The organism is Anaerobium acetethylicum, from assembly GCF_900096945.1.
Lineage (GTDB): Bacteria > Bacillota > Clostridia > Lachnospirales > Lachnospiraceae > Anaerobium > Anaerobium acetethylicum.
In genome coordinates, this window is sequence record NZ_FMKA01000005.1 from 166185 (window position 1) to 187387 (window position 21203).

13 protein-coding genes are annotated in these 21203 nt (G+C 42.2%); all 13 read left to right on the forward strand.

The features are described from left to right. Window positions 1–71 precede the first annotated feature (71 nt). The 13 genes from nifJ to BJR36_RS07125 all read left to right on the forward strand — a co-directional run bounded on the left by nifJ (window position 72) and on the right by BJR36_RS07125 (window position 21094). Window positions 72–3611 carry a pyruvate:ferredoxin (flavodoxin) oxidoreductase gene (gene nifJ / locus BJR36_RS07065; protein ID WP_091232055.1) on the forward strand — a complete coding sequence of 1180 codons (3540 nt, stop codon included), beginning with the start codon at window positions 72–74 and terminating at the stop codon, window positions 3609–3611. A gap of 281 nt (window positions 3612–3892) precedes the next feature. Beyond that, on the forward strand, window positions 3893–5068 hold the full coding sequence (locus BJR36_RS07070) for an FprA family A-type flavoprotein (protein ID WP_242875487.1): 1176 nt from the start codon (window positions 3893–3895) through the stop codon (window positions 5066–5068). 244 nt (window positions 5069–5312) lie between these two features. Then, window positions 5313–6074 carry a DeoR/GlpR family DNA-binding transcription regulator gene (locus tag BJR36_RS07075; RefSeq protein ID WP_091232062.1) on the forward strand — a complete coding sequence of 254 codons (762 nt, stop codon included), beginning with the start codon at window positions 5313–5315 and terminating at the stop codon, window positions 6072–6074. 255 nt (window positions 6075–6329) lie between these two features. Next, the gene (locus BJR36_RS07080) at window positions 6330–6530 is read left to right on the forward strand and encodes a cold-shock protein (protein ID WP_091232064.1); all 201 of its coding nucleotides are present in this window, start codon (window positions 6330–6332) and stop codon (window positions 6528–6530) included. 481 nt (window positions 6531–7011) lie between these two features. Further along, window positions 7012–9945: an insulinase family protein gene (locus BJR36_RS07085; protein WP_091232066.1), complete on the forward strand. Its 2934-nt coding sequence runs from the start codon at window positions 7012–7014 to the stop codon at window positions 9943–9945. Window positions 9946–9987: 42 nt separating this feature from the next. Next, the gene (locus BJR36_RS07090; protein ID WP_169823614.1) at window positions 9988–10968 is read left to right on the forward strand and encodes a DUF4349 domain-containing protein; all 981 of its coding nucleotides are present in this window, start codon (window positions 9988–9990) and stop codon (window positions 10966–10968) included. Between the two features lie 34 nt (window positions 10969–11002). Next, window positions 11003–11908, forward strand: a complete 906-nt coding sequence (era, locus tag BJR36_RS07095; RefSeq protein ID WP_091232070.1) for a GTPase Era — start codon at window positions 11003–11005, stop codon at window positions 11906–11908. A 38-nt stretch (window positions 11909–11946) separates the two neighbouring features. Further along, the gene (gene recO / locus BJR36_RS07100; protein WP_091232073.1) at window positions 11947–12699 is read left to right on the forward strand and encodes a DNA repair protein RecO; all 753 of its coding nucleotides are present in this window, start codon (window positions 11947–11949) and stop codon (window positions 12697–12699) included. A gap of 100 nt (window positions 12700–12799) precedes the next feature. Beyond that, window positions 12800–13399, forward strand: coding sequence for a hypothetical protein (locus tag BJR36_RS07105; protein ID WP_091232075.1), 600 nt, complete (start codon window positions 12800–12802; stop codon window positions 13397–13399). 89 nt (window positions 13400–13488) lie between these two features. After that, a complete protein-coding gene (locus BJR36_RS07110; RefSeq protein ID WP_091232077.1) occupies window positions 13489–14877 on the forward strand; it encodes a glycine--tRNA ligase in 1389 nt (462 codons plus the stop codon). 273 nt (window positions 14878–15150) lie between these two features. After that, window positions 15151–17775, forward strand: a complete 2625-nt coding sequence (gene ppdK / locus BJR36_RS07115) for a pyruvate, phosphate dikinase (RefSeq protein WP_091232079.1) — start codon at window positions 15151–15153, stop codon at window positions 17773–17775. 196 nt (window positions 17776–17971) lie between these two features. Next, window positions 17972–20509 carry a glycoside hydrolase family 2 TIM barrel-domain containing protein gene (locus BJR36_RS07120; protein ID WP_242875488.1) on the forward strand — a complete coding sequence of 846 codons (2538 nt, stop codon included), beginning with the start codon at window positions 17972–17974 and terminating at the stop codon, window positions 20507–20509. 183 nt (window positions 20510–20692) lie between these two features. Continuing rightward, on the forward strand, window positions 20693–21094 hold the full coding sequence (locus tag BJR36_RS07125; protein ID WP_091232082.1) for an MFS transporter: 402 nt from the start codon (window positions 20693–20695) through the stop codon (window positions 21092–21094). Window positions 21095–21203 lie beyond the last annotated feature (109 nt).

The following is a 21203-nucleotide window of genomic DNA, read 5'->3' on the forward strand; positions in this document are numbered from 1 at the left end:
TGCCTTTACACAGTCGCTTATAAAGATTATAATATTTGGATAAACAGTCAATAATTTAAGGAGGATTTGAAATGGCAAGAAAAATGAAAACCATGGACGGAAATAATGCAGCAGCCCATGCTTCCTATGCATATACGGACGTTGCAGCTATTTTCCCAATTACTCCATCATCAGTTATGGCAGAAGTTACAGATGAATGGGCAACACAGGGTAGGAAAAATATTTTTGGACAGGAAGTCCAGGTTACTGAAATGCAGTCAGAAGGAGGAGCCGCAGGTGCGGTTCACGGTTCTCTGTCAGCGGGTGCATTGACGACTACTTATACAGCATCCCAGGGTCTTTTGCTCATGATCCCAGACATTTACAAAATGGCGGGAGAACAGCTGCCAGGTGTTATTGACGTTTCAGCACGTGCACTGGCATCCCATGCCTTGTCGATTTTTGGCGACCATTCGGACATCTATGCCTGCCGCCAGACCGGTGCGGCGATGCTTTGTGAATCAAGTGTGCAGGAGGTCATGGACCTGACTCCGGTAGCACATATCTCTGCAGTACAGGGGAAACTTCCATTCATCAATTTCTTTGATGGCTTCAGGACTTCTCATGAAATTCAGAAAATCGAAGTATGGTCAGACGAAGACCTGAAAGAGATGGCGGATATGGATGCCATCAATGCGTTCCGTGGGAATGCTTTGAATCCGAACCGTCCGTGTCTCAGGGGTTCCGCTCAGAATCCTGATATCTTCTTTCAGGCAAGGGAAGCAAGCAACCCATTTTACGATGCCATGCCGGCAATCGTGCAGGCGAACATGGATAAGGTAAATGCAAAACTGGGCACTGATTACAGGCTTTTCAATTACTATGGGGCTGAAGATGCGACAAAAGTCATCATCGCCATGGGTTCGGTATGCGAAACAATTGAAGAAACAATCGATTACCTGTTAAAAGCCGGAGAAAAAGTCGGTGTTATAAAAGTCCGCCTGTACAGGCCGTTCTCAAAAATGGCCTTATTGGCCGCCATTCCGGAAACTGTTGAGTATATTACAGTGTTGGACAGGACAAAAGAACCAGGAGCCATCGGCGAACCGCTATACTTAGATGTCCTCGCTTCAATCAAAGGGACCGCATTCAACAATACTCCTGTATTGTCAGGCCGCTATGGACTGGGCTCAAAAGATACCACTCCAACACAGATCGTTGCTGTTTACAAGAATACTGAAAAAGAGAAATTCACAATCGGCATCGTGGATGATGTAACGAACCTTTCCCTTGAATTAGGCGACCCGCTCACAACTACTCCGGAAGGTACTATCAACTGCAAGTTCTGGGGGCTTGGTGCTGACGGTACTGTAGGTGCAAATAAGAACTCGATCAAAATCATCGGTGACAATACAGACATGTATGCGCAGGCTTATTTTGACTATGATTCAAAGAAATCCGGCGGCATTACCATTTCGCACCTTCGTTTCGGCAAGAAACCGATCAAATCGACCTATTTGATCCGTCAGGCAAACTTCGTTGCCTGCCATAATCCGTCCTATGTACGCAAGTACAACATGGTACAGGAACTGGTTGACGGCGGCACGTTCCTGCTGAACTGTTCATGGGATATGGAAGGACTTGAAAAGCATCTGCCGGGACAGGTCAAGAGGTACATTGCGCAGCATGACATCAAATTCTATGTGATTGACGGCATTAAGATCGGCAAGGAAATCGGGCTGGGCGGACGTATCAACACGGTGCTGCAGTCGGCATTCTTCAAACTTGCCAACATCATTCCGGGAGAACAGGCTGCAGAATTGATGAAGGCTGCTGCTAAAAAGACTTACGGTAAAAAAGGCGACGCTGTTGTCCAGATGAATTACGACGCAATCGATGCCGGAGCGCAGAAGATTGTTGAAATCACGGTTCCTGAAAACTGGAAAGACTGTCAGGATGAAGACTTGAGCATAATCACAGCAGAAGGCAGGGAGGAAGTTTCTGAATTCGTTAAGAATATTCAGATTCCTGTAAATGCCCAGCAGGGCAACGATCTTCCGGTGTCAGCATTTACTGCATATGCGGATGGCACTACCCCTTCCGGCACATCGGCATTTGAAAAACGTGGTATCGCGGTTGATGTTCCGGTATGGAATCCTGATAACTGTATCCAGTGTAACCGCTGTTCTTATGTATGTCCGCATGCTGTCAACCGTCCGGTAGCAATGACGGCAGCTGAAGCAGCGAACGCACCGGAAGGAATGAAGACGTTACCGCTGACCGGCCTTCCTGAATATACATTCAGCATTGTCATATCGTCCCTTGACTGTACAGGCTGCGGTTCCTGTGCAAACGTATGCCCGGGAAAGAAAGGCGAAAAAGCCCTGGTGATGCAGAATGCTGAAGCCAACCTGGAACAGCAGAAGTACTTCGATTATGCTGTTACCCTTCCGGAAAAGACGGATGTTATTGAAAAATTCAAAGAGAATACAGTGAAAGGCAGCCAGTTCAAGACTCCGTTGCTGGAGTTCTCAGGAGCATGTGCAGGATGTGGGGAAACCCCATATGCGAAATTGATTACCCAGCTATTTGGTGACAGAATGTATATAGCGAATGCAACTGGATGTACATCAATCTGGGGCAACTCATCACCATCAACACCATATACCGTGAATGCGGCAGGCAAAGGTCCTGCATGGTCGAACTCATTGTTTGAAGACAATGCAGAATTTGGCATGGGTATGGATCTGGCACAAAAAGCTTTGAGAAATGGCTTAAAGACGAAGATTGAAGCACTTGCAGCCAGCAGTGAGAATGCTGATGTAAAAGCTGCATCACAGGAATGGCTGGATACATTTGCAAGCGGCGTTACGAACGGAACAGCTACAGATAAACTAGTGGCAGCACTGGAAAAATGCGGATGCGAAGCTGGAAAAGACATTCTCATGCAGAAAGACTTCCTGGCTAAGAAATCGCAGTGGGTATTCGGCGGTGACGGCTGGGCGTACGATATCGGATACGGCGGACTTGACCATGTGCTGGCAAGCGGAAGAGATATCAATATTATGGTATTCGATACAGAAGTCTATTCAAATACAGGCGGACAGGCTTCAAAGGCGACACCGATCGGAGCAATCGCACAATTTGCTGCAGCAGGTAAAGATGTGAAGAAAAAGGATCTTGCCGGCATTGCAATGACCTATGGATATGTATATGTAGCACAAATTGCTATGGGTGCCGATTACAACCAGACTGTAAAAGCTATTGCGGAAGCAGAGGCTTATCCAGGACCGTCCCTGATCATCGCATATGCCCCATGTATCAATCACGGCATCAAGATCGGTATGGGCAAAGCCATGACAGAAGAGGAAAAAGCGGTTAAAGCCGGATACTGGCACTTATTCCGTTACAACCCGGCATTGGCAGTTGAAGGAAAGAGCGCATTTATATTAGACAGCAAAGCGCCTACAGAAGATTATCAGGAATTTATCAATGGAGAGGTTCGTTATAATTCATTGAAACGTGCAAATCCGGAAAGAGCCGCTATGCTGTTCGACAGGGCTGAAAAAGTTTCAAAAGAAAGATATGCATATCTTGAGAAGCTTGTAAAATTGTATAGCGCTGAAGAATAAGGGGGAAATGCGAAATCCTTGAGACTATCTGAAATGTTTGGATAATATGTGCGAAAGAAGCTGAGATTATTAATAAAAAGGGGACTGTTTTTTCAGTCTCCTTTTTGTTATAATTACTAGTGTGCTGACACATTTGTCAAGATATCAACGTGTCAGTGCACTAGGAAAAAGGTAATCGTTCAGATCAGCTGTGCGGTGGAGAACGATTTTGCTGATGCATTATGGCAGACTGAAAGAATCATAAAATATAAAAAGCAGCACCAATGGAAGGAGTTTACATTATGAAATTAAGCAATCATGTTACCTACGTAGGGATGCAGAACCCGGCAATGCGGGTTTTTGACATTATAATGAAGACTGAGTATGGAACAAGCTATAACAGCTTTCTGGTACAGGGGAAAAAGACAGCCCTTATTGAAACAGCTCACAGAAGATTTACGAAAGAGTATATTGAAACCATAGAAAATTATATACCGGTCAAGGATATTGAGTATGTGGTGGTTAACCATACAGAGCCTGATCATTCGGGAAGTCTTGAAAAAATCCTTGAAATCAACCCGGATATCCAGGTGTACGGAAGTGCTGCGGCCATTAAGAACCTTGGATTTATCATGAACCGCACATTTAAGGGAAATGTAGTTAAAAATGGGGATCAGCTTGATCTTGGGGATGGAACAGTTCTTGAATTCATCATAGCGCCGAACCTTCACTGGCCGGATTCGATGTTTACCTATCTGAAACAGGATAAAGTGCTCTTCAGCTGTGATTTCCTTGGATCCCATTACTGTGAACCGCTTGTACTTGACCGCAGCATAAAATATCCGGAGGAATATGAGATAGCAAGAAAATACTATTATGACTGTATTTTTGGACCGTTTAAGAAATTCGTTCTTGCAGGACTTGATAAGATCAAAGATCTGGAGATCAATATGGCATGTACCAGCCATGGCCCGATGCTGCAAGAAAGGCTGCAGGAGACAATGGATCTCTACCGGGAATGGTCAACAGAAATTCCAAAAGAAAAGAATATTGCAATCTTTTATGTAAGCGCTTATGGATATACAAGAGAAATGGCGGAAGCTTTTGAAAAGGCATTTACAGCTGCCGGCGTATCTGCAAAGAGCTATGATATAATCTACCATGATGTGGCTCAACTTGCGGCGGAAATGAATGGAGCATCGGCAGTGCTTTTTGGTTCACCTACCATAAACCGTGATGCTTTAAAACCTGTATGGGATCTGATTTCTATGACGGAACTTGTCGAACTGAAAAACAAGCCGGTTCTGGTGTTTGGTTCGTACGGATGGAGCGGAGAGGCCTGCAAACTTCTGACTGACAGGCTGGCAGGAATCAAATACAAAGTATTTGGCGACGGCTTTAGATGTCAGTTCAAGCCATCAAAAGAGGATTTTGCAGAAATCGAAAAGCTGGCAAAGGAATTCCTGGAAACGATTTAGCCTTTTCGTGCAATAAGCGGATAGTGGAAAATGATATAGTGCATGCTGCCGGGATATCACCGGGCGGCATGCAATTTTTATGTGGTTTTTTATTGTCTTGTGTTGAAAACAAGTAGATATATTGCGATACCAAAGAAAAAACAACAAAAATCACTGTGAAAGAGATGCAGTTTGTGTTATAATTTATTTAGTGAAATAGAGATTTTTTATAATTTGAAAATAAAATGTAAACGGAGGAATCATGATGCTGGCAATTGAAAGAAAAAATGAAATACTGGCTATTCTACAGAAAGAACAGCGGGTTTTGGTGTCTGAACTAAGCCAGAAATATGAAGTGACGGAAGAAACGATACGAAGAGACCTTGAAAAACTTGAAAAAGAAGGCTTTGTTAAGAAGACTTATGGCGGAGCTGTTTTAAATACCAACACTAACATCGATCTGCCTCTGCGCATAAGGGAAAAAACCAATAAAAAAGAAAAACAGATTATCGCCAAGATGGTTTCTAATCTGATAGATGATGGGGACACGATCATGCTTGACTCTTCTTCAACGTCCCTGATGATAGCAAGAAATCTGAAACAGCTTAAAAATCTTACGGTAATTACCAATTCGGTTGAAGTGCTTCTTGAACTCGCTGGAAACAAGGGGATTACGGTTATTTCGACCGGAGGAACCCTGAGGGATTCAACAATGTCGCTGGTAGGAAGAAATGCGGAAAGAACCCTCCAGAACTTCAATGTCGACAAGGTCGTTCTTTCATGCAAGGGCGTAAGCATCGACAAGGGAATCACGGAATCAAATGAAGCGGAGACTGAAATAAAGAGCAGAATGCGCGAATGCGCGAAAATGATGATATTGGCCATAGACAGCAGCAAATTCGACTTTATCTCATTTGTGACAGCCATGGATTTCAGAAAAGGCGATATTGTAGTTACAGATGTTATGCCCGATGAAAAATGGCTTAAATATTTCGAAGAAAAAGGCGTACAGGTCGTAGTGGGATAGCTGGATGCGGGATGATTAAAAAAAGCTTCGTTCAGCAGATGGTTGATCTTGCTCAATAGAAGTAAAATAAAACAAAAGTCCCCAAATTGAAGAAAAATAAAATGAAATGCAACAAAACAAACAAAAATTTCATAGATTGACAAACAATGTAAAGTGTGGTAGTGTATTTATAGCTACAAAAAAGCAGAACACTGTAAATGTTCTATTCTTTGAAGGGGAATAGGATCAAATGAATTGATTTGGAGGGCGTTTTAAATGAAAAGAGGAACAGTAAAATGGTTTAATGCAAAAAAAGGTTTTGGATTTATTTCTGATGAACAGGGAAATGACGTATTTGTTCATTTTTCAGCTCTGAACATGCCGGGATTTAAAGAACTTCTGGAAGGCGAGTCAGTTGAATTTGATATCGTGAATGGAGAAAAAGGCCCACAGGCAGCAAACGTAATCAGGCTGTAATCAGACGGGGAGCAATATAACGTTTTTAATAGATGGACATTAATGTTTGGCTTTTATATATCGCAGCAATGTTTGATTTGACTGTTCGGATTTGCTGTCCCACCGTAAAGGACGTAGTCGCAGATGGTTGCAGTTTTATGAAAAATGCTATATTGAATCGAAGGATTATGGGGTCAGACGGCAGGCCCAGCCTGCTGCTGAACAATAAGAAAGTATAGAAAATGAATTAAGAATTCGTTTTCTATACTTTTTTTGTTGACGAATTTATCGGTTTTTAACAAATCGTTCTGCCCGGAGAGCATGCAGCAAGAGCGTATAGGTTTCGGCCCTGAACTAATTGTCTTTTATATTTGGTGATTAAATGCTATAATTTATAGGTAGGCAGGATAGCGGGCTGCAGAATCCGCTTTCATTACGAAGGGAGAGGCGAATCTCCCAATCTTCAGAAATACACTAATAGATTGCGAACGGAGGATAAATTATGAAGATTAGCCAATTAGAGGAATATGAATTAATTGAAGAAAGAGAAATAAAAGACTTAGAGTCAGCAGGATTTCTTTTAAGGCATAGAAAAACAGGCGCGAGAGTTTTGGTTTTGAGCAATGAGGATGAAAATAAGGTGTTTACAATCGGATTCCGTACACCTCCTGAAGACAGCACAGGAACTCCGCATATTATCGAACATTCAGTTCTGTGCGGGTCAAAGAGGTTCCCGTCTAAAGATCCTTTTGTAGAGCTTGTGAAAGGTTCCCTGAATACATTTCTGAATGCAATGACATATCCTGATAAAACCCTGTATCCGGTTGCCAGTACAAATGATAAGGATTTTCTGAACCTTATGCATGTTTACATGGATGCAGTATTTTATCCGAATATTTATGAAAATGAGAAGATTTTCAAGCAGGAAGGATGGCATTATGAACTTGAAGCGGAAGATGATCCGATCAAGTACAATGGCGTTGTCTATAATGAGATGAAGGGAGCGTTTTCATCACCGGAGGATGTTCTTCAGAGAGAGATTCTGAATTCTCTTTTCCCGGATACGTGTTATGCCCACGAATCAGGTGGGAACCCGGAGGATATCCCTGGGCTTACCTATCAGGCATTCCTTGATTTCCATAGAAAATACTATCACCCGTCAAATTCCTACATCTATCTGTATGGCAACATGGATGCAGTTGAGAGGCTTCAGTGGCTGGACAGGGAATATCTTTCGAAATATGATTATGCGGAGACGGATTCAGACATAAAGGTCCAGAAAGGTTTCGAGAAACCTGTGGAGATAAAAAAACAGTATTCGATAACGAGTACGGAACCGGAAGAGGATAATACCTATCTGGCATATAATGCGGTAATCGGTACCAGTCTTGACAAGGAACTTTATATGGCATTCCAGATTCTTGAATATGCGCTGATTTCGGCACCGGGGGCACCGCTTAAGAAAGCCCTTCTGGATGCGAAAATCGGGAAAGACATAATGGGATCTTATGACAACGGAACCATTCAGCCGGTCTTTTCTGTGATCGCTAAAAATTCCAATATCAGATCGAAAGAACAGTTTGTTGAAATTATTAAAAATGTACTGGAAGGAATCGTAGAAAAGGGAATCGATAAAAAAGCCCTCAAGGCGGGCATCAATTATTTTGAATTCAAATACAGGGAAGCGGATTTTGGAGCTTATCCGAAAGGGCTGATGTACGGGCTTCAGGCTTTCGACAGCTGGCTGTATGATGACTTGGAACCTTTTATGCATATCGAGGCAATTGACACCTTTAAATTAATGAAGGAAAAAGCAGAGTCTGCTTATTTTGAAAAACTGATTCAGACATATGTTCTTGATAATACCCATGCATCCCTCGTCATAATCGAGCCTGAGAGAGGGCTCACAGCCAGGAATGAAAAGGCTCTTGAAGAGACGCTAAAGCAGTATAAAGACAGTCTGGCAGCCGATGAGATACAGAAACTGATTGAACAGACTGAAGAGCTGGTCATTTATCAGGAGACGCCTTCAACGGAGGCGGAACTGGAAACCATACCGATGCTGGAAATAGAGGATATAAAAAGAGAAGCAGCGCCTTTATACAACAAAGAGGTAAAGTTCGGGGATACATTAGTCCTGCACCACTGCCTGCATACGAATCAGATCGGGTATCTTGAACTTCTGTTTGACACGAAGGCAGTCCCGAAAGAGCTGATTCCGTACATGGGCATTTTGAAGTTTGTTCTGTGCTATGTTGATACGGAAAATTACGATTACGGGGAACTGTTCAATGAAATCAATATCAATACAGGCGGAATTTCAGCAGGGCTGAGTCTGTTTTCAAACGTTAAGGAAAATGAAAAATATACTGCCATGTTTGAAGTCAGGGCAAAAGTGCTTTATGAAAACCTGGATTTTGCGTTTAGGATGATTGATGAGATCCTATTCACTTCTAAGCTTGACGACAGTAAAAGGCTCTATGAGATCATAGCAAGGCTGAAATCCAGGATGCAGATGTCCATGGTTTCGTCAGGACATTCGACAGCATCCATGAGGGCGCTTTCCTATTTTTCGCCATCTGCCTATTTTTCTGAAATCACCAGTGGAATAAGCTTCTACAGGCTTGTTGAGAGCATTGAATCTGATTTTGAGAGGGTGAAGGAAGAGCTTGTTTCGAAATTAAAAGAGCTAATGAAATATATTTTCAGATCCGAAAATCTTGTAGTAAGCTATACGGCGGATGAAGAGGGATTTGCCGGTCTGGAGAAGGAGATCGAACAGCTGAAAATGAAGCTCTTTACTGATAAGATCGAGACCCAGCCTTACAAGTTCGAATTGAAGAAACAGAACGAGGGATTCAAGACATCTTCGAAAATACAGTATGTTGCACGTTCGGGTAATTTCATCAACAGCGGATACAAGTACACCGGCGCCCTGAAAATTCTGAAGCTTATTCTGAGCTATGATTATCTGTGGAATAATGTCAGGGTCAAGGGCGGAGCATACGGATGCATGAGTGGCTTTTCGAAATTGGGAGACAGTTATTTTGCATCCTACAGGGACCCGAATATGGAGAAGACAAATCAGATTTTCGAAAATACAGCCGATTACATACGAAAATTTGATGCGAGCGACAGGGATATGCTCAAATACATAATTGGCACTATAAGCGACATTGATACGCCGATGAATCCTTCAGCAAAAGGAAGCCGTTCACTGAGCGCATACTTCAATAAGATTAGTTTTGACGACCTGCAGAAGGAAAGAGATGAAATCCTGTCGGCTGACGCAGCATCGATACGTGGTCTGGCTGATCTTGTTGAATCGGTCATCAGACAGAACAATCTGTGTGTCATTGGAAACGAAGATAATATAGAAAATGGAAAGGAAATGTTCCTGAATGTGGAAAACCTGTTCCTTTCTAAGGTGGAATAGCAGAACATATCATTCATGCAGCTCATAAGAAGGGGGATTTTTATGAAATCAAACATGTTTAAGAGACTCTGTATGATACTTGCCCTGGTAATTCTGATTGCCGGGTGCGGGTCTAAGAACAGCGAGACCGCTACTGACACGTCAGATGGAAAAGGCACATCTTCGTCAAATTCCTTTGGTGATGAATCCCGGCAGGATGCTGACTCCGCAACGGAAGAAAGCGGGAAAGCTGCCGGGGGAAGTGACGGACTTGTCAATTATGCTGCCGGAAGGAAGCTGATCAGGAATGCATATCTTAACATTGAGACAAAAGAGTTCGACAGCTTTATGAACAGCCTTTCAGCCAGGATTGAATCTGTGGCGGGGTATGTGGAGAAGTCACAGGTCTCAGGAAGCAGTTATCAATATGCTTCAAACAGATATGCTTCGATAACAGCAAGGATTCCCAACGACAGGCTGGACGATTTCATTGCGACTGTAGGAGAAATGGGAAATGTTACCAGAAAAGAAATTACGACTGATGATGTCACTCTCGCCTATGTTGACGTAGAAAGCCATAAGAAATCCCTGGTCACAGAACAGGAGAGATTACTGGTTCTCCTGGAAAAGGCAGAGGAGCTCGAGGATATCATTGCCATCGAAACGAGGCTCTCAGATGTCCGTTACCAGCTCGAATACATGGAAAGCCAGATACGTACATACGACAACCTTATTGCGTACAGTACGGTGGCCATGAACATCAGCGAAGTGGAACGGATCACTCCTGCTGAGGAGCAGAACATATGGGAAAAGATAAAGACCGGTTTTCTGGAAAGCCTTTATAATATTGGAGCGGGATTCAGGGATTTTGCTGTATGGTTTATTACTTCCCTGCCTTATATCGCAGTCTGGGCTGTAATTATTGCCGTAATTGCAGTGATTTTCAGAAAGATACGGAAGAAACAATGGCTTAAGGGACTGGGTGCCGGATCGAAAGGCAATGATGATAAATCCGGAACACAACCCCCTGAGAATATGGAATAAAAAATAATGGATACAGTTAGTGAAGGAGAAATAAATGAACGAAAAATACAAATCAGGTTTTGTGACGCTTATAGGAAGGCCAAATGTGGGGAAATCAACTTTGATGAACCATCTGATTGGACAGAAGATAGCGATTACATCCAATAAGCCCCAGACCACCAGAAACAAGATACAGACCGTGTTCACCAGCGAGGAAGGTCAGATCATTTTTGTAGACACACCGGGAATCCATAAGGCTAAAAACAAGCTTGGGGAATATATGGTGAATGTGGCTGAAAGAACCCTGAACGAAGTGGATGTCGTTCTCTGGCTTGTAGAGCCGACAACGTTTATAGGAGCCGGGGAACGCCATATAGCCGAGCAGCTCGGCAGGGTCAAAACGCCTGTAATCCTGATCATCAATAAGACCGACATGGTAAAAAAGGAAGAAATCGCCAAATCAATTGAGGCATACAGGAAAATCTATGATTTTGCTGAAATAATACCAGTATCCGCACTTCGCGGGGAAAATACGAAGGTAATTATGGATATGATTTTTAAATATCTCCCATATGGTCCGCAGTTCTATGATGAGGATACGGTTACTGATCAGCCTCAGAGGCAGATTGTTGCCGAACTTATCCGTGAGAAATCACTGCATGCCCTGGATGAGGAGATTCCCCATGGAATTGCGGTTTCGGTTGACAAGATGACCTATCGGAAAAAAGGGAATATCTATGATATTGATGCGACAATCATATGCGAGCGGGATTCCCATAAGGGAATAATCATTGGCAAGGGCGGCTCGATGCTTAAGAAGATCGGCACGAACGCAAGATATGAGATGGAGATGCTGCTGGAAGCAAAGGTTAACCTGCAGCTTTGGGTCAAAGTGAAAAAGGACTGGCGTGACAGCGATTTTCTGCTTAAAAACTATGGCTATAATAAAAAGGATATCTAGAAACAGGAGCAGTTACAAAAAGGCAGGTGGCCAAAGGAATGGGGCAGACAATCGTGCTGACCGGAATGGTATTATCGGCAGCTCCGAGCGGAGACTATGATAAGCGGCTGATGATACTCACGAAGGAGAGGGGAAAAATAACTGCATTTGCAAGGGGGGCCAGAAGGCCCAACAGCCCTATGCTTGCAGGGACGAACCCCTTCTCCTTTGGTGAGTTTACAGTATATGAAGGAAGCACTTCATACAACGTGGTACAGGTAAATATAACAAATTATTTTGCAGAATTGTCCGGAAGTTTTTCCGGACCATTTTATGGGTTCTATTTTCTTGAATTTGCAGATTATTACACCAGGGAGAATAATGATGAGATGGCAATGCTGAAACTGCTGTATCAGTCTCTCAGAGCCCTCGCAAAGGATAATATCGAGAAGGAGCTGGTGAGATACATATTCGAACTGAAAGCCCTGGTCATTAACGGTGAATATCCGGAACTTTTCAGGTGTTCAGTTTGCGGATGCGAGCCCGGAGACAATGCAATTTTCAGTGTAGCAGACAGGGGACTGGTATGCAGTGGCTGTTCGAGAGGCGTCAGAGGACTGCCGATGGACAATTCAACTATTTTTACAATGCAGTATATCATAACATCGCCAATAGAAAAGCTATATACATTTACGGTTTCCGATCAGGTGCTGAAAGAACTCGGGAATATCATGGACAGATATACATCATTGTGCGTAGACAGAAAGTTTAAATCTCTTGAAGTTTTGAAAGAATGTATCAAAACAGTATGATTTCTCCGGTAATGTAAAATTGTATGGAATTTGATACATGGTTGAAAATATATGTTATTAAAGGTATAATGTATTAGACAAATTTCAGGAGGAATTAACGATGAAAAAGATGTGTGTACTGACACTGACAATATTGATAATGGCTGTATTTGCGGGCTGTTCAATGAAGGCCTTTGATGCAGATGAGGATACCGTATACGTTCAGAAAAAAGGTACGGTAATAGGGGCCATTGTAGAAAAATTCGAGAAGGATTATTATGACGCTGAAGAATTAGAAGAAATGATCAATTCCGAAGTGGCTGAGTACAATGGAACTACTGAAAGAAAAAGTCTCGAAGTTGCCAGTTTTGAAGTGGCAAGCAAGATGGTCAAGCTGTTTATCAACTATGAGACTGCAGAGGATTATGCAGCATTCAACAATACGAATTTTTTTGCAGGTACAGTGGATGAAGCCGTTGCGGCGGGCTATGAGTTCGATGGAAAATTCACGGATGCCAAAGATAAGGATGCGTCGGTAAATGCAAAGAAGGATATACTGAAACAGGCTGAATATAATGTTGTCATTCTGGAAGAACAGATCAACGTCCAGATTGACGGAGAAATACTTTATGTAAGCGAAAATACAGAACTGCTGGCAAAGAATCTGGCAAAAGTAGCGGAAGGTTCTGAAGGGCTGGCATATATTGTTTATGAGAAATAGAAGCAATATATGTGACTATTCAGGAGAGGGTTCTGAACAGTTGGCAATATCTTAAATGAAAATACATACGAAAATGTGAGGATGAAAAAATGGAAAAATCAATGGAAAAAATAGTTGCACTTGCAAAGGCCAGAGGATTTGTTTATCCAGGTTCAGAAATTTATGGAGGACTGGCAAATACATGGGATTATGGAAATCTTGGCGTGGAATTGAAAAACAATGTTAAAAAGGCATGGTGGCAGAAGTTTGTTACCGAGAATCCATACAACGTGGGTGTTGACTGTGCAATCCTTATGAATCCGCAGACATGGGTCGCATCAGGACATCTTGGAGGATTCAGCGATCCCCTTATGGACTGCAAGAGCTGCCACGAAAGATTCCGTGCCGATAAGCTGATCGAAGACTACATGATGGAAAATGGAATCCAGCCTGAAGGTTCGGTAGATGCATGGTCAAACGAAGAAATGAAAGCGTATATCGATGAACATAACATCAACTGCCCGACATGTGGCAAACATGATTTCACTGATATCCGCCAGTTCAACCTTATGTTCAAAACTTTCCAGGGTGTTACAGAAGACGCTAAAAACACTGTATACCTCAGACCGGAAACAGCACAGGGTATTTTCGTGAATTTCAAGAATGTCCAGAGAACATCAAGAAAGAAAATCCCGTTCGGTATCGGCCAGATTGGAAAATCTTTTAGAAACGAAATTACTCCTGGTAACTTCACTTTCAGGACAAGGGAATTTGAACAGATGGAATTGGAATTTTTCTGCGAACCTGATACTGATTTAGAATGGTTTGCTTACTGGAAACAGTTCTGCATCGACTGGCTCCAGACATTAGGCATCAAGGAAGACGAAATGCGAGTAAGGGATCACGAAGCAGAAGAACTTTCCTTCTACAGCAAGGCAACAACGGATATAGAATTCCTGTTCCCATTCGGATGGGGTGAATTATGGGGAATCGCTGACAGAACTGATTACGACCTTACCCAGCATCAGACTGTTTCAAAGGAAGATCTGTCCTATTTTGACGATGAAAAGAAAGCAAGATACATTCCATATGTAATCGAACCTTCTCTCGGTGCAGACCGTGTTGTTTTGGCATTCTTGTGCCAGGCATATGATGAAGAGGAAATTGCAGAAGGAGATGTCAGGACAGTGCTTCATTTCCATCCTGCCCTTGCGCCTGTAAAAATTGGTGTACTGCCACTTTCTAAAAAACTGAATGAGGGCGCAGAAAAAATCTTTGCAGCACTTTCAAAGAAATACAACTGTGAATTTGATGACAGAGGAAATATTGGAAAACGTTACAGACGACAGGATGAAATAGGAACACCTTTCTGTATCACTTACGATTTCGAATCTGAAACAGATGGTGCCGTAACAGTCAGGGACAGAGATACGATGAAACAGGAAAGAATCAAGATTGAAGATCTGAAAGCTTATTTTGAGACAAAATTTGATTTTTAATCGATATCATTAACACTAAGATTCCTCCTGGCCAACAAACCAGGAGGAATCTTTTTTTTATATTGGTAAAACAACTGTTTTTTTTGCAAATAATCAAGAAAACTGTATTGACTATGATAATTAGTATGTTAAAATGGATATGTGCGCTTTGCATGGACGGCAATGGTAGTATTATAGAATTAATTATTTATATGTACTGAAAAGTGAATATTGTAATTGTTCTATACTATATAAACTAACTAAAGTACAAATCATTTAGGAGGAATTAGTAAAATGGCAAAATGGGTATACTTATTTAAAGAAGGAAAAGCAGAAATGAAAAACCTTCTTGGCGGAAAAGGTGCTAACTTAGCAGAAATGACTAACTTAGGCTTACCTATCCCTCAGGGATTTATTGTTACAACAGAAGCTTGTACTGACTACTACAAAAGTGGTAAGACTGTAACAGAAGAAATCAAAGGACAGATTTTCGAGGCTATGGCAAAACTCGAAGAAGAGCAGGGAAAGAAATTCGGCGATACTGAAAATCCTCTGTTAGTTTCTGTTCGTTCAGGCGCTAGAGCATCTATGCCTGGTATGATGGATACAATCCTTAACTTGGGCTTAAATGATGTTGCTGTTGAAGGATTCGCTAAGAAAACTGGAAATCCTAGATTCGCTTACGACTCATACAGAAGATTCATCCAGATGTTCTCAGACGTAGTTATGGAAATGAGCAAAACTTTCTTTGAAGGAATCTTAGACGAAATCAAAGAAGAAAAAGGCGCTCAGTTTGATACAGATTTAACTGCTGATGACTTAAAAGAAGTTATCGCAAAATATAAAGCAATCTACAAAGAAAAGATGGGAGAAGAATTCCCACAGGATCCAAAAGTTCAGCTGATCGAAGCTATCACAGCTGTATTCCGTTCATGGGATAACCCACGTGCTATCTACTACAGAAGAATGAATGATATCCCTGGAGACTGGGGTACTGCAGTAAATATTCAGACAATGGTATTTGGTAACATGGGCGATACTTCAGGTACAGGTGTTGCATTTACTCGTAACCCATCTACTGGTGAAGCTAAAATCTATGGTGAATACTTAATCAACGCTCAGGGTGAAGACGTTGTTGCCGGTATCAGAACTCCACTTCCAATTTCTAAATTAGAAGAAGATATGCCAGAATGCTATGCGGAATTTATGGCAATCGCTACAAAACTTGAAAACCATTACAGAGATATGCAGGATATGGAATTCACAATCGAAGACAAGACATTATACTTCTTACAGACTCGTAACGGTAAGAGAACAGCTCCAGCAGCTCTTCAGATTGCCTGCGATTTAGTAGATGAAGGAAAGATCACTCCTCAGGAAGCAATAAAGAGAATCGAAGCTAAAGCTTTAGATCAGTTATTACATCCTGCATTCGATGTTGCTGCGTTAAAAGCAGGCAAGGTAATCGGATCAGCTCTTCCTGCATCACCAGGTGCTGCAGCAGGTAAAGTATACTTCACAGCTGTAGACGCTAAAAATGCTGCTGAAAAAGGCGAAAGAGTAATCTTAGTAAGACTTGAAACTTCACCTGAAGATATCGAAGGTATGCATGCAGCTGAAGGTATCCTGACAGTTCGTGGCGGTATGACATCTCACGCTGCCGTTGTTGCTCGTGGTATGGGTACAGCTTGTGTATCAGGATGCGGCGCAATCAATATCAACGAAGAAGCTAAGGTTTTCACTTTAGGCGGAGAAACTATCGTTGAAGGAGATTACATCTCACTTGATGGTTCAACTGGTAATATCTACTTAGGAGATATCAAAACAGTTGAAGCTGAAATCAGCGGAAACTTCGACAGAATCATGAAATGGGCTGATGAATTCAGATCATTAAAAGTAAGAACAAATGCAGATACTCCTGAAGATGCTGCTAACGCAATCAAATTCGGAGCAGAAGGTATCGGCCTCTGCCGTACAGAGCATATGTTCTTTGAAGCTGACAGAATTCCAAAGATCAGAAAAATGATCCTTTCTAAGACTGTTGAAGCAAGAGAAGAAGCTCTTAACGAACTGATCCCATTCCAGAGAGATGACTTCAAAGCTCTTTACGAAGTAATGGAAGGAAGACCGGTTACTATCCGTTTCTTAGATCCGCCATTACATGAATTCGTTCCTACTGAAGAAGAAGATATCATTGCTCTTGCAAAAGACATGAACCTTACAGTAGAAGAAGTAAAAGCTACATGCGAATCACTTCATGAATTCAACCCTATGATGGGACACAGAGGATGCCGTCTTGCTGTTACTTATCCAGAAATCGCAAGAATGCAGACAAGAGCCGTTATGGAAGCAGCTATCGCTGTTAAAAATGAAAAGGGAATCGACGTTGTTCCTGAAATCATGATTCCGCTTGTTGGCGAAAAACGCGAATTAAAATTCGTTAAAGATATTGTAGTTGAAACTGCAGAAGCAGTATTAGCTGAAAACAATACTGAAATGGTATACCATGTAGGTACTATGATCGAAATCCCAAGAGCTGCTCTTTTAGCTGATGAAATTGCTGAAGAAGCTGAATTCTTCTCATTCGGTACTAACGATTTAACTCAGATGACATTTGGATTCTCACGTGATGATGCTGGTAAGTTCTTAGAAGCTTACTACACAAACAAAATCTACGAATCAGATCCATTTGCAAGACTTGACCAGGAAGGTGTTGGCAAGCTGGTTCAGATGGCAGCTGAAAAAGGCCGTGCAACAAGACCTGACATCAAGTTAGGTATCTGTGGAGAACACGGTGGAGATCCTTCAACTGTTGAATTCTGCCACAACATTGGACTGAACTATGTTTCATGTTCACCGTTCCGTGTGCCAATCGCAAGATTAGCAGCAGCACAGGCAAACCTTAACAACCCTCGCTAGTTTTTAAGCTGGCATATAAAGTTAATCAGAATAAATATAAAATCCCATCGGGGCATTCAAAATGCCCTTGTGGGATTTTTTTGTTATATGAAAGTTTGTTCTGTGACATAAAAACGCTCGGAGAAGCTACTTTGTTCTAATTAAGTATGATCGGAAATCTTATTAAATGTCGGATTTTAGAAAAGATTAAACATGGATGTTTACATTGAAAAAAGATAAGATTATTTTAAAGGAAGTCTATGATAATCAGGTATGCGACACAATAAGAAAGTGGGAGAAAAATAATATGCTGGAAAAAAAGTTTAATGATTCGTGGAAATTTTGGATTGATAAGAATGCATTTGCACTGGTCTGGAACACACCGGAAGATGCAAGGGAGATCACACTGCCTCATGATGCAATGATTGAAAAAGAGGCTTATGCAGAAAGCAATAATAAAGGAAATGCAGGGTACAGGGACGGAGATGTCTACAATTATGTGAAAACAATCGATATCCCAAAAGAGTATCGTGATAAAACGGTTTCCTTAAAATTCGAAGGTGTTTATATGAATGCATTTGTTTATATCAATGGGGAATTAGCAGGGAAGTGTCCATTCGGATATTCGACTTTTTATGTGCCTGCAAATGAATTCCTGAAATATGGAGAGGAAAATGAAATCCGTGTCATTGTACGAAATGGCGCCATGACGAACAGCCGCTGGTATTCTGGCGGTGGTATTTACAGGGATGTGTACCTGCTGGTTTCTGACCTGACCTATATTGTAGAAGAGGGAGTCCAGATTGTTACGGAAGCGGCATCAGAGGAGTATGCGGTGGTCCGTATTTCTACAGAATTAAAGAACAGACGCCATTTATCGGAAGAAGTAATGCTTGAAACAACTATCCAGGATGCATCTGGCAGCATCGTGAACAAAGAAATCGTTTCAGCAGTGCTTTTTGAACAGGAGGAAAGAAAAATATGCCAGAGGATTGTACTGGACAACGCAAAAGTCTGGTCAGCTGAAACCCCGAATTTGTACACCTGTGTCAGCAGACTATACAGAGGTGAAAATCTGCTAGATGAAAGCAGGACTGTATTCGGCGTCCGTACCCTGCAGGTGGATGCAAAAAAAGGCCTCCGTGTGAATGGAACAGTTGTGAAGCTGCGAGGCGCATGCATCCATCATGACAGCGGGCTGCTAGGAGCTTCAACTTATGATGATGCACAGTATCGTCAGGTAAGTATCTTAAAAAATGCTGGATTTAACGCAATCAGAATGTCCCACCATCCAATGGCGCCTGCTATGCTTCGAGCATGCGATGAATTAGGCATGTATGTCATGGATGAAACCTTTGACATGTGGAACCGCTGTAAATCAGATTATGATTATGGCCTCTATTTTCAGGAATGGTGGGAAAGAGATGTAACTGCAATGGTAAGGAAAGACTTTAGCCATCCGTCCGTGATCCTGTATTCCGTTGGAAATGAGATTCCTGAAATAGGGAGCAACCATGGTGCGCAGGTCTGCCATAAGATATGTGAGAAAATCAAGTCACTGGATAACACAAGATTCATCCTGGCAGCTATCAATGGCGTATTTGCGGCTGGGGATGCAGTAGACAGGATTGTATCGGACGTGGTGTCGGAACTCAGCAAAGTAGGGCAGATCGAGGGAAATGTCAATGATTTCATGACCCTGATGGATGGGCATCTGGACGATATCGTGGTACATCCTGAGATCTCCAGAAGACTCGAAAAGGCATGCGCATCAACGGATATTGCCGGGTATAATTATATGACAGCGCGATATGAGGAAGATGGCAGGAACTATCCGAACAGAGTGATCGTAGGCAGTGAAACCTATCCACCGGAAATTGCCAGGAACTGGGCGCTGGTTGAAAAATGCGGCCATGTAATCGGAGATTTCACCTGGACCGGTTGGGATTACATTGGAGAAGCAGGTGTTGGAGTTCCGGCTTATAACTGGGGAGAAGGCGGATTCGGTGCTACATTCCCATGCCAATTGGCATATACGGGGGACATGGATATTACAGGATACAGAAGACCGGCCTCTTACTTTAGGGAAGTGGTTTTCGGGTTGAGAAAAGAGCCGTATATTACTGTGCAGAATCCAGGCAGGTATGGTGAACACCTGATCAAGACTCCGTGGGTCATCAGTGACAGCCTGTCAAGCTGGACTTATAAAGGGTATGAGGGCAAACCTGTAGTGGTTGAAATTTATTCTCCGGGTGAAGAAGTTGAATTACTGTGCAATGGGAAATCATTAGGAAAAAAAGCAGCAGGAAAAGACGCAGGATTCAGGACATGTTTTGATGTCGTTTATGAACCGGGAACAATTACTGCTGTCGCATATGAAGGCGGGGAGGAGATTGCGCGGACAGAACTCAAAACTGCTGGAGAAAAGAGAAAAATAGCACTATATGCTGAAAAGGGAAGAGACACGGAGCTGATCTATATTCCGATTGAAATCTGCGATGAGCAGGGAACGCTTGCAGCAGATGAAGAACTGAAATTGGAGATTTCAGTTGAGGGTTCAGCAGATTTAGCGGGATTTGGAACCGGAAATCCAAAGCCGCTGTATAACTATAACAAAGCCGTTACTGAAACGTTCCAGGGCCGTGCATTGGCTATCGTTAAAAAGAATGGAATACCAGGTGATATCACACTGAAAATCCAGTCTTATAAAGGCCAGGAAGAAATGTTCGTGCTGCATGACTGGTGGAATGAGTAAATGTAAAAATGCAAGTCCATTCCCCGCCTGAAGAGGCGGGGAACTTTTCTGACAAGATTAAAATATGTCGGATTGTGAAAAAGATACAACATGGATTACCGGCTTCAGATACGTTAAAATACAAATAGCTTAAGATAACAGGGAATAAGAAATCCATCACAGTATACAAAGGAGTGTTAAAGAATGTCAAACGAAAACGTAATACTAAACAAAAATGTAATGTCGGGCGAAAAAGTATCAGCTCAAAAAGCGTCAGCAAAACCTGAAAAGGTCAGCAATGCTTTTAGATGGTTTCATGCAACTTCCTTAAATGGTGGCGTAATGCTAATAGCGGCAACTATTGCAAGCTACTATTCCGTATTTATGACAGATACAATCGGAATACCTGCGGCAGCAGCGTCTGTCATTATGCTGGTTGCCAGCTTATGGGATGCAATAAACGATCCGATTATGGGAACACTTGCAGACAGGACAAAGACAAGGTGGGGACGTTACCGTGTGTACTTTACTGTTTTTCCAGTATTAATGGCAATTGTAGGCGTGCTGTTATTCCTGAATCCGCCGGGATTAAGTAGTGTCTGCTGAGCAGACCTGAAACCATTGATTTTACTGATTTTCTCGACGTTTTATGATAAAATATATGCAAGGGTTTTTGATTTGCTGAAATGTTTTTCTTGCAGTTTTTCGAATATTT